16 protein-coding genes are annotated in these 15,178 nt (G+C 59.6%); 14 read left to right on the top strand and 2 right to left on the bottom strand.

The genetic code is table 11. The features are described from left to right. The first annotated feature begins 16 nt into the window (after positions 1 to 16). The 8 genes from AAFF19_RS08605 to AAFF19_RS08570 all read left to right on the top strand — a co-directional run bounded on the left by AAFF19_RS08605 (position 17) and on the right by AAFF19_RS08570 (position 3,681). Positions 17 to 511 (top strand): cupredoxin family protein, encoded by a 495-nt coding sequence (locus tag AAFF19_RS08605; protein ID WP_008903029.1) that lies wholly within the window; start codon positions 17 to 19, stop codon positions 509 to 511. A 35-nt stretch (positions 512 to 546) separates the two neighbouring features. Continuing rightward, positions 547 to 1,029, top strand: coding sequence for a DUF411 domain-containing protein (locus tag AAFF19_RS08600; RefSeq protein WP_034692607.1), 483 nt, complete (start codon positions 547 to 549; stop codon positions 1,027 to 1,029). Then, positions 1,026 to 1,373, top strand: coding sequence for a copper-binding protein (locus AAFF19_RS08595; RefSeq protein WP_008903027.1), 348 nt, complete (start codon positions 1,026 to 1,028; stop codon positions 1,371 to 1,373). The genes AAFF19_RS08600 and AAFF19_RS08595 overlap by 4 nt, the downstream gene beginning before the upstream one ends. Before the next feature lie 86 nt (positions 1,374 to 1,459). Then, the gene (locus AAFF19_RS08590) at positions 1,460 to 1,924 is read left to right on the top strand and encodes a hypothetical protein (protein WP_008903026.1); all 465 of its coding nucleotides are present in this window, start codon (positions 1,460 to 1,462) and stop codon (positions 1,922 to 1,924) included. 9 nt (positions 1,925 to 1,933) lie between these two features. Then, positions 1,934 to 2,215, top strand: a complete 282-nt coding sequence (locus tag AAFF19_RS08585; RefSeq protein WP_008903025.1) for a DUF2933 domain-containing protein — start codon at positions 1,934 to 1,936, stop codon at positions 2,213 to 2,215. Between the two features lie 5 nt (positions 2,216 to 2,220). Beyond that, positions 2,221 to 2,853: an isoprenylcysteine carboxylmethyltransferase family protein gene (locus AAFF19_RS08580; protein ID WP_008903024.1), complete on the top strand. Its 633-nt coding sequence runs from the start codon at positions 2,221 to 2,223 to the stop codon at positions 2,851 to 2,853. A 41-nt stretch (positions 2,854 to 2,894) separates the two neighbouring features. Continuing rightward, positions 2,895 to 3,173 carry a heavy metal-associated domain-containing protein gene (locus tag AAFF19_RS08575; RefSeq protein WP_008903023.1) on the top strand — a complete coding sequence of 93 codons (279 nt, stop codon included), beginning with the start codon at positions 2,895 to 2,897 and terminating at the stop codon, positions 3,171 to 3,173. 1 nt (position 3,174) lies between these two features. Then, on the top strand, positions 3,175 to 3,681 hold the full coding sequence (locus AAFF19_RS08570; RefSeq protein WP_008903022.1) for a cytochrome c: 507 nt from the start codon (positions 3,175 to 3,177) through the stop codon (positions 3,679 to 3,681). 94 nt (positions 3,682 to 3,775) lie between these two features. Here AAFF19_RS08570 and AAFF19_RS08565 read toward each other — a convergent pair whose 3' ends face one another. Next, positions 3,776 to 4,078: a hypothetical protein gene (locus tag AAFF19_RS08565; RefSeq protein WP_008903021.1), complete on the bottom strand. Its 303-nt coding sequence runs from the start codon at positions 4,076 to 4,078 to the stop codon at positions 3,776 to 3,778. 217 nt (positions 4,079 to 4,295) lie between these two features. Between AAFF19_RS08565 and AAFF19_RS08560 the strand changes: the two genes are divergently transcribed. The 6 genes from AAFF19_RS08560 to AAFF19_RS08535 all read left to right on the top strand — a co-directional run bounded on the left by AAFF19_RS08560 (position 4,296) and on the right by AAFF19_RS08535 (position 14,526). Further along, positions 4,296 to 6,992 carry a heavy metal translocating P-type ATPase gene (locus AAFF19_RS08560; RefSeq protein ID WP_342721679.1) on the top strand — a complete coding sequence of 899 codons (2,697 nt, stop codon included), beginning with the start codon at positions 4,296 to 4,298 and terminating at the stop codon, positions 6,990 to 6,992. Between the two features lie 679 nt (positions 6,993 to 7,671). Next, positions 7,672 to 7,917 carry a DUF2789 family protein gene (locus AAFF19_RS08555; RefSeq protein ID WP_034692621.1) on the top strand — a complete coding sequence of 82 codons (246 nt, stop codon included), beginning with the start codon at positions 7,672 to 7,674 and terminating at the stop codon, positions 7,915 to 7,917. Further along, positions 7,917 to 9,191, top strand: coding sequence for a TolC family protein (locus AAFF19_RS08550; protein WP_342721678.1), 1,275 nt, complete (start codon positions 7,917 to 7,919; stop codon positions 9,189 to 9,191). Before AAFF19_RS08555 ends, AAFF19_RS08550 begins: the two co-directional genes overlap by 1 nt. Continuing rightward, positions 9,188 to 10,792, top strand: coding sequence for an efflux RND transporter periplasmic adaptor subunit (locus AAFF19_RS08545; protein ID WP_034692618.1), 1,605 nt, complete (start codon positions 9,188 to 9,190; stop codon positions 10,790 to 10,792). The genes AAFF19_RS08550 and AAFF19_RS08545 overlap by 4 nt, the downstream gene beginning before the upstream one ends. A gap of 15 nt (positions 10,793 to 10,807) precedes the next feature. Further along, positions 10,808 to 13,939, top strand: coding sequence for an efflux RND transporter permease subunit (locus AAFF19_RS08540; protein WP_008903035.1), 3,132 nt, complete (start codon positions 10,808 to 10,810; stop codon positions 13,937 to 13,939). Between the two features lie 350 nt (positions 13,940 to 14,289). Next, entirely contained in the window at positions 14,290 to 14,526 is a 237-nt protein-coding gene (locus AAFF19_RS08535) for a hypothetical protein (RefSeq protein ID WP_008903036.1), read from the top strand. Here AAFF19_RS08535 and AAFF19_RS08530 read toward each other — a convergent pair. Continuing rightward, complete coding sequence (locus AAFF19_RS08530; protein WP_008903037.1) at positions 14,523 to 14,954, bottom strand: MerR family transcriptional regulator; 432 nt, start codon at positions 14,952 to 14,954, stop codon at positions 14,523 to 14,525. The genes AAFF19_RS08535 and AAFF19_RS08530 overlap by 4 nt on opposite strands. Positions 14,955 to 15,178: the final 224 nt, after the last annotated feature.

Here is a 15,178-nt window from a genome sequence, read left to right as displayed (position 1 = left end):
TAGATGGATGAATCCGATGAATAACACAAGCAACACAACTCCCAAGCTCATCGCGCTGCTGCTGTGTGCTGCCGCTGGTTTCGCCCATGCCAGCGATAGCCATTCCGGCGAACACAGTCACCGCGCCAATGAAACCGCGCTCGGCAGGCCCGGCACGGCCGCGAAAGTCACCCACAAGATCACCGTAAACATGAGTGACGACATGCGGTTCACGCCTTCCGCAATCCAGGTCGACAAGAACGACACCGTGCGTTTCATCGTCAAGAATCAAGGCCAGGTCAAGCACGAGCTGAGCCTGGGCACCGAGCAGGATCTGCTGGAACATCTGGAGGCCATGAAAAAGTACCCCGACATGGAGCACGACGAACCAGGAAAGGTAACGCTTGCACCAGGAAAGCAAGGCGAGATCGTTTGGCAATTCACTCGGCCTGGGTTTGCGAACTTCGCCTGCCTGATGCCGGGTCACTACGAGGCTGGCATGAGGGGCTTGATCAAGGTGGCCCGAAAGTAATGCGCTCCAAGAATAAGGAATCATCCATGCGAGAGATGAATTCACCCTCACGGCCCATGCGCCGCGTGTTCCTGCTGGGCATGCTGGCCCTGGGCGCTGCCTCCTTGCCTGCTGCTGCCACCGCCCGGGCGATCGCCATGCAGGTCTGGAAGGACCCCCACTGCGGCTGCTGCAAAGACTGGATCGCGCACATGGAACAGAGCGGCTTTAGCGCCAGCGTGGTCGACGAAGGAAACAACGCGGCACGCGCCCGGCTGGGGGTGGCACAGAAGTTCGCGTCCTGTCATACCGCGCTGGTGCAAGGCTATGTCATCGAAGGCCATGTGCCCGTGGCCGACATCCTGCGCCTTCTGAAGGAAAAGCCCAAGGCGCTTGGTCTGGCCGTTCCGGGCATGCCGATCGGTTCGCCAGGCATGGATGGGCCGGCCTACGGCGGGCGCCGGGATGCTTACCAGGTACTGCTGATCCAGAAGGACGGTTCGGCGCAAGTCTTTACATCGTATGCAGGAAAAGCATGAAACTCTTTACACATCTCCTCGTTGCCTCGGCCTTCGCTGCAGGCTCATTGCTTCCCATCAGCAGCTTCGCCCAGGCCGCCACGGAACACGACCACAGCCATGCGTCTGCGGCCTCCGCCGCATCCCTGACCGAAGGCGAGGTCAAGAAGGTGGACCAGGAGTCCTCGAAGGTCACGCTTAAGCATGGAGAAATCAAGCATCTGGACATGCCGGGCATGACCATGGTGTTCACGGCCCGGGACAAGGACTTGTTGGCTACGGTCAAACCGGGCGACAAGATCAAGTTCATGGCGGTGAGCGAGGGAGGAAAGCTGATCGTCACCGACATTCAGCCGATCCGTTAAGAACACGCTGCAATTGCGTGCCACCGCCGCGCGCCCAAGCCCTCCGGGGATGGCCACGGCAACTTCAACCAGGACAGGAGAGAACCATGAACCATATTCGCAACACCCTGATCGGCATCTGCGTGGCAACGGCATCGCTGGGCGCTCTCGCCCAAGGCACCGAAGAACACAAGGAACACCATCCGGAAGGCGCGGCGCCCGCTGCAGCGGCCAAGAAGGCCCCGGGCCAATCCATGGGTGCAGAAAAAATGGCTGCCATGGACCAGCGCATGAAGGACATGCAGGCGATGCACGAAAAAATGATGTCCGCCAAAACTCCCGAAGAGCGTCAGGCACTGATGGCCGAGCACATGAAGATGATGCAGGACGGCATGGCCATGATGAAGCAGATGGGTGGCATGTCCAAGATGGCTGGCATGCAGGGCGGCAAAGGCATGGGCGGCATGACCGATCGCCAGCAAATGATGGAAAAGCGCATGGACATGATGGAGTCCATGATGCAGATGATGATGGATCGCATGCAGTCGCCAATGGCGCCTGCGGCCAAGTAAGGGGTAAACATGAACCACAACCATGCCCCTCATCAGATACCGGGACAAAGCCCCCAGAAAGATGGGAGCTTTTGGCGTTCTAGGTATGCCATAGGGCTCCTGGTGTTCGGGGCTGTTGCTGGCTACTTTCTATGGACCGAGCATCGCGCCCATCTGACGCAATGGTGGCCCTACGCGATTTTGTTGCTTTGTCCGTTGATGCACGTTTTCATGCATGGCGGGCATGGCGGGCATGGCGGGAACGCGAATGGCCAGACATCGCAGCATGACGACGACCAGCGCAGGAGCTAATAACCATGGATCACTCAGCACCCTCCTACGGCCTGTGGCTGCTGGTGGCCATCAATGTTGCAGTCTTCGCCATGTTCGCCTTCAGCTTCTTCAAGCCGACCACCGCACGCGACTGGCGCAGTTTTGGCGCGTTCACGGCATTTATCGTCGCGCTGTTTGTCGAGATGTACGGCTTTCCGCTGACCATATATTTCATGTCAGGTTGGTTGGGGCAGAAATTTCCTGGTGTGGACTTTTTGAGTCATGACGCCGGGCATCTTTTGGAGCTTTTGTTTGGCTGGGGTGGTGATCCCCATTGGGGCCCGTTCCACATACTGAGCTACCTGTTCATCGGCGGCGGATTCTGGATCCTGGCCGAAGCCTGGCCGACGCTATATGCGGCCCAGCGCCAAGGCCAGCTGGCGCAGTCAGGCCTTTACGCCAGGGTGCGCCACCCGCAGTACATCGGGTTCGTGCTGATCATGTTCGGTTTCCTGTTGCAATGGCCGACCATCCTCACCTTGTTGATGTTTCCTGTCCTCTTGTTCATGTACGGCCGCCTGGCATTGACCGAAGAGCGTGAGAGCGCGGCGCGTTTCGGTCTGGTCTGGCAAGAGTATGCGAGCCGCGTACCGCGTTTCGTTCCCCGGCTGGGCTGACAAGTGACCGCAGCGGACTATTTCAACTGTCGAGGTAAACCATGACTTCCACCGATCTGGTCATTTCGGGCATGACTTGCCCCATGTGCACGGCGCGTGTCACGCAAGCCTTGCGTGCCGTCGCCGGAGTGCAAACGGTCGACGTCGATTGGAAGACGGGCATTGCACACGTCAAGGGCGACGCAACCATGGAGACGCTTTCAGGCGATCTTTTGGTTCTTGCACTGGAAGAAGCGGGATACCCAGCCCGCATCTTGCGTCCGGGCGCGCCCCAACCGCCCACCGCCGCAGTCAAGTCTGGATGCTGTTGCAAGCGCTGACATGACCGGCGCCCTCATGAAAAAAATCGGTTGGAAGCTGGGTCTGGGCGGACTCCTGGCGGTACTCCTGATGGCCACAGGCACGTATGTGCTGGGTTCGCGGAGTCAATCGATGCCGGATCAATTACGCGCCAATGATCTGCATGTCGTGAATGTGGGTGCCGGCCTGTACACCCAGCACTGCGCCGCGTGCCACGGAGCCCGTGGTGAAGGGCAGCCAAACTGGCGCGAGCATGGCCCCGATGGCCGCCTACCTGCCCCGCCGCATGACGAAAGCGGCCACACCTGGCACCACCCTGACGCACAACTTTTCGCCATCACCAAATATGGGCTGGCGAAGCTGATCAAACAGCCTGACTACCAGACCAACATGCCTATTTACGACGGTGTGTTGAGTGACTCTGAAATCAATGCCGTGCTTTCATGGATCAAGGCACAGTGGCCCAAGGAGATTCAAGCACGGCACGACCAGGTCAATGCGCAGTACCAAAAGTCGCTTGAGCGCTGAGCCAGCGCCTCTGGCCCATTCGCAGCACTTTTCTGTCGACAGAAAAAGATAGGCCCGATGCACAAGCATCGGGCTGAAAGGGGAAATGAAGCGATTAGTTGATGTAAAGGTTCTTCAGCTGTCCGTTCTTGTCATCCAGCACCTGCTGGCGAGATTGGCTGGTTTGAGCACCCGTATTGGTCTTATCCACGATTTCTGGCGTCATCGAATCACCATGCAGCATCTTGGCATGGACTTTCGGATCGACTGGACTCTTGGCCGCGTTTTGGCCAATGTGCTCAGGCGTGAAATGAACAATATCGCCGTTCCCTTGGTGCCAGGCGGAAGTGGCCTGAGACAAGCCAGACAAAGTGACAAGGGCAATGGCGAGAGAGAGCTTTACAGTTTTGGTGGTCATTTTGAAGTCCTTGCAATGAAAAGTGAAACTGGATTTTTTGCCTGTGCGAAGAGCACGAGTTAACTGTAAGAAGCCGCCACCAACAAGACGCTGACCACCACATTACGTTTTGTTCATTTCGAACCCTGTGCATTCCAATTGGTGGATGCGCACCGTCCGACTTGACTTTGCCACCTTGACAGGGTTCATCATGAAATTGAGTCAGGAGCCATCCACCATGCAAGCGAACACCCCCATTGTTTACACCTGCCCCATGCACCCCGAGGTGCGTCAGGACCACCCGGGCCGCTGTCCAAAGTGCCAGATGCATCTGGTACCCGAGGGCGAGGTGTCCCATGGCCCCCCGCATGACCATCGCAGCCATTCCATGCGCACTGCGGTGCCTGTACCTGCGAACGCACCAGGCACCACACAGCCGGAGTCGGGCGACACGATCTACACCTGCCCGATGCACCCCGAGGTGCGGCAAGATCATCCAGGCCGCTGTCCAAAGTGCCTGATGCACCTGGTGCCCGAGGGCGAGGTGTCCCATGGGCACCCGCATGCCCATCGCAGCCATTCCATGCACCCTTCGGTGCCTGTGCCTGCAAACCCACCAGGCACCACACAGCCGGGGCCGGGCGGCACGATCTACACCTGCCCCATGCACCCCGAGGTTCGTCAGGATCACCCGGGGCGCTGTCCAAAGTGCAACATGCATTTGGTGCCCGAGGGCGAGGTGTCCCATGGGCACCCGCATGCCCATCGCAGCCATTCCATGCACCCTTCGGTGCCTGTGCCTGCAAACCCACCAGGCACCACACAGCCGGGGCCGGGCGGCACGATCTACACCTGCCCCATGCACCCTGAAGTGCGTCAAGACCACCCCGGCTCTTGTCCCAAGTGCGGCATGACGCTGGAGCCCATCATTCCCCTCGACGAGGAAGACAACCACGAACTGCTGGACTTCCAGCGTCGCTTCTGGTGGACGCTGCCGCTCACGGTCATCGTGACCATTCTTGCGATGTTCGGCCACCGCCTCGGATGGTTTGACATGCAAGTGCAGACATGGGTTGAACTGGCGTTGTCGTTACCCGTCGTGTTGTGGACGGGCTGGCCTTTCTTCGCGCGGGGCTGGCAGTCTCTCCTCCATCGCAGTCCCAACATGTGGACCTTGATCGGTCTGGGCACAGGCGCGGCTTTCCTCTACAGCCTGGTAGCTACCCTGGCGCCGGGCGTATTCCCGGACTCGTTCGTCTCCATGGGGCGGGTGGCGGTCTACTATGAGGCGGCGGTGGTCATCATTTCGCTGACCATGCTGGGCCAGATCATCGAACTGAAGGCGCGTTCGCAAACCTCTGCGGCGATCAAGGCGCTCCTCGGCTTGGCACCCAAGACCGCCCGCCGCATCAACGTGGATGGCAGCGAAGAGGATGTGCCGCTGAACCATGTTCATGTGGGAGATCTGCTGCGGGTCCGACCCGGCGAGAAAGTACCTGTCGACGGTGTGGTTGTCGAGGGCAGCAGCGCTGTCGATGAATCGATGCTGACCGGAGAACCTGTGCCAGTGACCAAACGTATCAGCGACAAGGTGATCGGCGCCACGCTGAACACCAGTGGCGCCTTGGTGATGCGCTCCGAGAAGGTCGGCGCGGCCACCATGCTGTCGCAGATCGTTCAGATGGTCGCCAATGCGCAGCGCTCGAAGGCGCCCATGCAGCGTATGGCCGATGTGGTGGCCGGAAAGTTTGTGGTCGTGGTGGTTCTCATCGCAGTTGCCACGTTCCTGGTTTGGGGGCTGTTCGGCCCGGAGCCCAGCTGGGTTTTTGGGCTGATCAACGCAGTGGCCGTGTTGATCATTGCCTGCCCCTGTGCGCTGGGCCTGGCTACGCCCATGTCGGTGATGGTGGCTACGGGTCGGGCAGCAACACAGGGCGTGCTGTTCCGAGATGCGGGGGCCATCGAGAAAATGCGCGAAGTCGATACCTTGATTGTGGACAAGACCGGCACCCTGACCGAAGGCAAACCCGCTTTTGAAAAAGCGGTTGCTGCTCCCGGCCACACCCCCGACGAAGTGTTGCAGCTGGCTGCCAGCCTGGACCAGGGCAGCGAACATCCGCTGGCCGATGCCATCGTCAATGCCGCTCGCGCACAAGGGCTGGTGCTGACCAAACCCGATGCGTTTGAATCAGGCAGCGGCATCGGCGTACGCGGCACGATCGATGGCAAGCGCCTGGTTTTGGGCAACTCCGCGTTGATGGAACAGGAGGGAGTCGCCATCGATGCACTCAGGAGCGACGGCGAGCGCTTGCGCAGCGAAGGCGCCAGTGTGATGCACCTGGCCGTGGATGGCCAACTGGCGGGCATCCTGGCCGTGACCGACCCGATCAAAGCGACTACTCTGGAAGCCATCCGAACCTTGCACGCCAGCGGCTTGCGCATCGTCATGGCGACCGGTGATGGCCTGACCACCGCGAAGGCTGTGGGCGCAAGGCTGGGCATCGACGAAGTGCATGGCGAAGTCAAGCCTGCCGACAAGCTCGCGCTGGTGGAAAAACTCCAGAAGGAAGGCCACATTGTTGCCATGGCCGGTGATGGCATCAATGACGCGCCAGCGCTGGCCAAAGCCGATGTCGGCGTGGCCATGGGTACGGGCACGGATGTGGCCATGAACAGCGGCCAGATCACGCTGGTGAAAGGCGATTTGCGCGGCATCACTGCGGCGCGCGACATCTCCATAGACACTGTCCGAAACATGCGCCAGAACCTGCTCTTCGCCTTTGTCTACAACGGCCTGGGGGTGCCGATCGCGGCAGGGGTGCTTTACCCGTTCACCGGGTGGTTGCTGTCACCGCTGATTGCGGCGCTTGCCATGAGTCTGAGTTCGGTATCGGTGATATTCAACGCGCTGCGCCTGCGCCGTGGCACCACATGATGCCCATCCTATCGATGGCATCGTGAAGCAACAACAACCATCGCTGCTCCTGTCGATGCTGTGTTCGCGTTCATGGACGACCCTATCCACTTGGGTGCACACATGGGGCGGAGCTCAGCCGTTGTGGGTGGGATATCCATGCGTATGCAAACAGACGCTCAGCGAGGCCAGGCCGTAGGTTCTGTGATCCACATGTCCGGACGCATGTGGGGCGTGGATTTGGCACTGCAGGAATCCTAGTCGAGCGTCTCCCAACGCGGCGGAAAGTCTGGGCAACACTTGGTGAGCCAGTTTTAGTCATGATCGGTCGCTATAGCATGGGGTTTGATATACGACCAACGGATGGCGGGGCATATCTACGGGTCTGGATTGACTTCGACCCACCACCGCGTTGGATGCCGCACTGGCTTGGACGGATCGTCGGCGGCTTCTATGCCCGCTGGTGCGTTCGTCAGATCGCGCAGGAAGCCGTGCGCCATTTTCACAGTTGAGCAAGAGCGGTGCCAGTCGGCGCGTACCCATCCGCAGTCCCTATGCCAGGAGTGACCACTGTTGAGACTTGATTACATAAACGTAATCTGCGGCTCATCCTTCTATCAGGCCAGCCTGTCGAGAATGACTCCATGGGATGGCGCTCCACATTCGCCGCGCCTACAAGAACACTGAGGGAATCAACGCAATGGATTCGACCTACCATCGGTTCACCGAGCTATTTCAACAACTGGGGCTTGCCGCTGACGCCCGGAGCATCCAGCACTTCCTGGAGCACCACAGCCCGCTCCATCCTTCCATCCGGCTGGAAAACGCGCCATTCTGGAGTCAGGCCCAATCGGCCCTGTTACGGGATGAGCTATTGCTGGATGCGGATTGGGCAGAGGTGGTTGACCAGTTGAATGCGGCCTTGCGTGGATCGAAAGGTAAGTGATGTCCAAGATACGGTTGAGGCTATCCGTCGGCGCAGCATTGCTGGCACTCGTATTTACCCAGGCAAGTTTCAGTCAAGAGGGGCGCATTGGCGCCCATCTGGAGGGGCTTTTGAATGCGGCGCGGGAAGGTAATCCAGAATTTGCCAGCATGCAGTTCGAAGCCAATGCCGCCGCAGAACGAATTCTTCCTGCCGGCGCCTTGCCCGACCCCAAGTTCAGCATGGAATTGCGCGATATCACCCGGATGGGAGAGCGCAACCCGACGTTGCTACCTGGGCGCGTGGGGAGTACTCGCTACATCTTTACACAGGAGCTGCCCTGGTTTGGAAAGCGGGAGCTCAAGCGCGCTGCCGCCGCATTGCAGGCCGAGGCGGCGCGGGGGAAGTTGGCAGGCACCTGGAGTGAATTGGTCAGCAGGATCAAGACCACACATGCCCAGCTTTACTACCTGGAGCAGAACGAGCGGCTGACCCGGGAGATCTTGGACCTGATGGCCCGGCTGGAGAAGGTGGCCCAAGTGCGATATGGCAGTGGCCTCGCGGCACAGCAGGATGTCATTCGTGCGCAGCTGGAGCAAACCACCATGCGCAACGAATTGATTGCACTCGAAGCAGAGCGAAGTCAGTTGCAGGCCAAGCTGAAAGCGCTCGTGGGGCGCCCTGCCAGCGAGATGCTGGCTACGCCAGAGAGCATTCGCACACTTCCGGCGCCTGAGACCATGCGATTCGATGTCCTGGAGCAGCGTGCACGGTCCAGCAATCCGCTGCTGAGAACCGAGGAGTCACAAATCCAGGCTGCAGAAAAGAACCGTGAACTCACCTACAAGAACCGCTATCCGGACTTTGCGGTGGGGGTGTCACCCATCCAGTACGGTAAGTCGATCCGGGAATGGGAGTTGATGGTCGAGGTCACCATTCCCTTGCAGCAGGACACCCGGCGCGCACAGGAGCAGGAAGCACAGGCCATGCTGGATGCCGCCCGCTCGCGCCGCGAAGCGGCCACCAACCAGGTACTGGCGGATCTGTATGAAAACTTGGCGGGCCTGGATGCGGCTCGCCGTACGCTGGCGTTGACCACGGACAGCCTGCTACCCCAGTCGGAGCTGACGTTCCGGTCGGCTTTGGCAGGCTACGAATCGGGCAAGGTGGATTTCGCCACCCTGCTGGATGCACAGAGACAGATACGACAAGCCAAACTCAATCAAGTCAAAGCAGGAGTTGCAGCCCAGATGCGTCTGGCGGACATCGAGCGCATCGTGGGAGAAGATCTATGACAACAACTATCAAGGTGGGCGCGCTCGTGCTGGCCGCCACGGCACTGGCTGCGGGAGGCGGCTATTGGTACGGGCAACGCCAGTCCGCTGCACATGGATCAGTGCAGGCGACATCGACTGTTGCTTCGGCAAACGATAAGAAGGAGCGCAAGGTTCTCTATTACCGCAATCCGATGGGCTTGCCCGATACGTCCCCCACGCCCAAGAAGGACCCGATGGGGATGGATTACATCCCCGTCTACGAGGGCGATCAGGAACCGGAAGCCGGAAGCGCCAACCAGATCAAGATCAGCACCGACAAGGTTCAGAAGCTCGGGGTGCGCGTTGAGGCTGTCAGCCTGCGCAACCTGGACAAGATGGTGCGCGCGGCAGGCCGCATCGAACCCGACGAGCGCCTGACCTACGCCATCACCCCCAAGTTCGAGGGCTACGTCGAACGCTTGCATGTCAACGCCACCGGCCAGGCCGTGGGCAAGGGCCAGCCGTTGTTCGAGGTCTACAGCCCAGAGCTGGTGTCGGCGCAACGCGAATATGCGATTGCCGCCCAAGGGGTCGACGCCTTGAAGGGCGCCAGCGAGGAAACACAGAAAGGAATGCGAGAACTCGCCGAATCGGGCCTGACACGCCTGCGCAACTGGGATATTTCGGACGAGCAGGTGAAGGCGCTGACTCAGTCGGGCACGGCGCGCCGCACCCTCACATTTCGCTCGCCGGTGGCAGGCATCGTGACCGAGAAAAAGGCGGTACAGGGCATGCGTTTCATGCCAGGCGACGCGCTCTACCAGGTCACTAACCTGTCTTCAGTGTGGGTGATAGCCGATGTATTCGAGCAGGACATCGGCATGGTCAAAACAGGGGCAAAGGCCACGGTTCGCATCAACGCCTACCCGGACAAGGTATTCACCGGTTCCATCACCTACGTCTATCCAACGCTCACGGCTGAAACTCGCACCGTGCCCGTGCGGGTCGAATTGACCAATGCAGGTGGGTTGCTAAAGCCGGGCATGTTTGCACAGGTGGAACTGCCCGCCGCCTCCAAGGGCACCGTGCTGACGGTACCGACGTCGGCGGTTATCGACAGCGGAACACGGCAGATCGTTCTGGTGCAACTCAAGGAGGGGCGTTTCGAGCCCCGCGAAGTCAAGGTCGGCGCGCGCAGCGAGGACCGCATCGAAATTATCGAGGGCGTGCAGGACGGTGAGATGGTCGTAGTGGCCGCCAATTTCCTCATCGATGCGGAAAGCAACCTCAAAGCCGCCATCGGAGGCCTGGGGCATACAGGACACGGGACTCAAGCCACTCCTGATGGATCAGCAAGCACCAAGGCCGTCACAGGCGTGGGTCACCAAGCCGAAGGCACAGTAGAGGACATCGATACGAAGTCCTCCACGGTGACGCTGGCGCACGGTACGGTGCCCAGCCTCAAATGGCCAGCCATGTCCATGGAGTTCAAGGTTGCGAACAGCGATTTGCTGAAACAGCTCAAGCCTGGCGCAGCGGTGGCGTTCGAGTTCGTCGAACGCGGGCAAGGAGAATGGGTGATCACCGCAGTCAAGCCCTCGGGCAATGCCACGGCCAATCCCCACGCCGGTCACAACTGATTTTCGGGAGACACCATGCTTGCGAAGATCATCGATTGGTCGGGAAGAAACCGTTTCCTCGTACTGCTGGCGACTTTGTTCGTCATTGTTGGCGGCGTCTATGCTGTGCTCAAAACCCCGCTGGACGCGTTGCCGGACCTGTCTGACGTTCAGGTCATCGTCTATACCGAGTATCCAGGACAGGCCCCGCAGGTGGTCGAAGATCAGGTCACGTATCCGCTGACCACGTCCATGTTGTCAGTACCCAAGTCCAAGGTGGTGCGGGGCTTCTCCTTCTTTGGCGCCTCGTTCGTCTACATCATCTTCGAGGACGGCACCGACATCTACTGGGCACGCTCGCGCGTGCTCGAATACCTCAACTTTGCGGCGGGGCGCATGCCCAAAGGCGTGACACCACAGATCGGCCCGGATGCGACGGGCGTGGGCTGGGTCTACCAGTACGCGCTGCTGGCCAAGGACAAGACCCTGGCCGAACTACGCACGCTGCAGGACTGGTATCTGCGCTATCAGCTCACCAAGGCACACGGCGTAGCAGAGGTTGCATCAATCGGCGGGTTTGTGCAGACATACCAGATCACTGTCGATCCGGTGAAACTGCGGGCCTATGGTATTCCTCTGGCTAAGGTTTCGCAGGTAGTGCGCGAGTCGAATCGCGATGTCGGCGGACGTCTCGTGGAGATGGCCGAGACCGAATACATGGTACGCGGCAGGGGCTACCTTCGAGGCGTGGCCGACATTGAAAACCTCGTGGTCAAGGCCGAAAAAGGTACTCCGGTTTTGATCCGAGACATTGCCCGGGTGGAACTGGCGCCGGACGAGCGCCGTGGGCTGACAGAGCTTAACGGTGAGGGCGAAGTGGTCTCGGGAATCGCCATGTCCCGCTATGGCCAAAACGCGCTGGAGGTGATTCACAACCTCAAGGAAAAGATTGCCGAGGTCTCGACTGGCTTGCCGCCGGGCGTCACGATCGAGGCGGTTTACGATCGGTCCGACCTCATCCACCGTGCCATTGACACGCTCAAACGTACTTTGCTGGAGGAGAGCCTGATCGTCGCGCTTGTCTGCATGGTTTTTCTCATGCACGTCCGCTCGGCGCTGGTGGCCATTTTGATGCTGCCCGTCGGTGTATTGATCGCCTTCATCGCCATGCGATTGCTGGGCATGAACTCCAACCTGATGAGCCTGGGCGGCATCGCCATCGCTATCGGGGCCATGGTGGATGCTGCAATCGTCATGATCGAGAACGCGCATAAGCACGTGGAACGCCTGCCCGCCGACCACAGCAATGCTGAGCGTGTGGAGGCCATGATCGCAGCCTGCAAGGAAGTGGGACCAGCGCTGTTCTTTTCGCTGCTCATCATCACCGTGTCCTTTCTGCCAGTGTTCACTCTGGAATCGCAGGAGGGGCGCCTGTTCTCGCCACTGGCCTACACCAAGACCTTCGCAATGGCTGGGGCAGCGCTTCTGTCCGTGACGTTGGTGCCGGTACTGATGATGCTGTTCATCCGGGGACGGATCATGCCTGAGTCCCGTAATCCGGTGAACCGGTTCCTGATCTGGACCTACCGTCCCATCATTGCCGCTGTAATGCGCTGGAAGAAGCTGACAATTGCTACGTCGCTTCTGGTTCTGGGTGTTTCGATCTATCCCGCCAGCCAGTTGGGATCCGAGTTCATGCCTACGCTCAACGAAGGCACGCTGTTGTACATGCCCGCGTCGCTGCCAGGCATGTCCATCACCAAGGCGGCTGAGCTATTGCAAACGCAAAACAAGATCATCAAGAGCTTTCCCGAAGTGGTGTCGGTCTACGGTAAGGCTGGGCGAGCCAATACGGCAACCGATCCGGCGCCTACCGAGATGTTCGAGACCGTCATCAATCTCAAGCCCGAATCCGAATGGCGCTCGGGCATGACGATGGACAAGCTGATCGCCGAGTTAGACCAGGCGCTGCAGTTCCCAGGCGTATCCAACGCCTGGACCATGCCCATCAAGGCGCGCATCGACATGCTCTCAACCGGCATCCGTACGCCCATCGGTATCAAGGTTTTCGGCAAGGATCTGGGCGAAATGGAACGCCTGGCGCGCGAGATTGAAACTGTAGTCAAGCAGGTGCCTGGAACGACCTCCGCGTTCGCCGAGCGCATTACCGGCGGCTTCTACCTCAACATCGAGCCCGACCGGGCGCAACTGGCGCGCTACGGACTGGGGGTGGGGGAACTGCAGGACGTCATCGGCACGGCGCTGGGCGGCGAGATGGTGACGACCACCGTTGAAGGCCGAGAGCGTTTTGGTGTCACGGTGCGTTATCCGCGCGAACTGCGCGCTGACCCACAGCAGATCGCACGGGAGGTGCTCGTCCCGACCATGGACGGCGCCATGGTGCCGCTGGGGCAGGTCGCACGCGTTGAGATCGCCAAGGGCGCGCCTGGCATCCGCACGGAAAACGCGCTTCTATCAGCCTACATCTTCGTCGACATCCGCGACCGCGATATCGGTGGCTACGTGGCAGACGCCCGCAAAGCCGTGAACGAACAGGTCCAATTCCCGCCAGGCTACTACGCGACCTGGAGTGGACAGTTTGAATCGATGGAACGTGCGGTGCAGAAGATGAAGGTAGTCATTCCCGTCACCTTGCTTATCATCTTTCTGCTGCTGTACCTGAACTTCAAGCGCCTGACCGAAACCCTGATCGTCATGCTGTCGGTGCCGTTTGCACTGGTCGGAGGTATCTGGCTCATGTGGTGGATGGGCTACAACATGTCGGTGGCCGTCGCGGTGGGCTTCATCGCCCTGGCGGGTGTGGCCGCCGAGACCGGGGTGATCATGCTGATCTATCTCGACCATGCCTGGGAGGAAATCCAGGCCAAACGCCGCGCTGAAAACAAAGAGCCTAGCGTTGCGGATCTCTATGAAGCCATCATGGAAGGGGCTGTGGAGCGCGTGCGTCCCAAGATGATGACGGTGGTCGCCATCATGGCTGGCCTGCTTCCCATCCTGTGGGGGACTGGAACAGGCTCGGAGGTGATGAGCCGCATCGCCGCACCGATGGTGGGAGGGATGATTTCGTCGACTGTGCTCACACTGGCCGTGATCCCGGCCATTTATGGCCTGGTCAAGCAGTGGCGACTGCCGAAAATGGCGAGATAAGGCTGCCTGATGGGCCGAGCGCGCCCTCGATACATGGAAAGAAAGCAACTATCCCCCGGCAAAACCGGGGGCTTTAAGTTGTGAGCCGCTCGAAGCGGCTACATACGGTCGCTGACGCGACCTCTCAGTTTTGGAGCCACCGTATTGGTGGCGGGCTCACTTCCAAAGCCCCATCTGTTCGAGCCTCTCATCTTCATTTTCCTGCTCGCGGATGTACTGCCTGATGCCACCAGCCCTCCGCCGTAGCCGACACAGTGCAAAAATGATGATCAGTCATTTTGGCACTGGCAATGTATGCGTCCGGCAATCCCATCTTGAGATAGACCCAGCGCCGAGGCATCGTGTGCACGATGAAGATCATGCACACCTTGGCGAACGACACGATCGCCCAACGCCCCAAGCGGCGCTATTACTCCCCGGTACTCAAAGCTCAGATCGTGGCCGAATGCCAGGTCTCCGGCGCGTCAGTGGCTGACCCTTACGCCTACCTGCGCGAAGTGATGGCACGCCTGCCGATGCAGCGCGCCAGCCAGGTCGGCAAACTGCTGCCGCACCGCTGTGAGCCCACTAAGGCTTCAAGCATTTAGATAGGACTCGACTGCGCCTCCATTGCTGCGATCAGCGGACAACGTACTATGCCCCTTGCCGAACCGCAGAGACGAACCAACGATGAAAGTGCTGCTTCCATCCGTTGTAAGTCCGCAAGCTTGAGTCGAACTTCAACGAGCTTGGTCTCAGCCTTCACACGAGCGTGAGCACAACTCTCCCCATCTTCAAGTTGAAGCAGCTGCGCGGTCTCGTCCAAGCTGAAACCCAACCGCTTCGCGGCTTTGATGAAGTGCAATCGAGACTGATCGTTCCTGCCGTAGCGCCGAATGCTGCCCGAGGGCCGTTCGGGTTCTAGCATCAGCCTCTTGCGCTGGTAGAACCGAATGGTTTCAACGTTGACACCGGCCGCCTTGGCCAGATCTCCGATGGTCATGCCTGGGTCTGCGTCCAGAGGGTTGTTGTACATGGTTCTTGACTCCGTACTGGGGTACGGTTCTAAGCTTATGCGATGTCACTTGATTCTCTCAACCAAGTTAGGAGGGTGTGCAGAATTTTGTGTAAACGGACAATCCACCGCAGGCGAGAGCCTGCTTGTCCGCAAACACAATGACAACCAAGAAGCACGAAGTACCGCAAAAACTGCTGGCCAGCCTGCTGGCCGACTACAAGAAGCCTGAAGTGTTGACGCCG

Source organism: Acidovorax sp. FHTAMBA (assembly GCF_038958875.1).
GTDB lineage: Bacteria > Pseudomonadota > Gammaproteobacteria > Burkholderiales > Burkholderiaceae_C > Acidovorax.
This window is presented reverse-complemented; position numbering and strand designations above follow the sequence as displayed.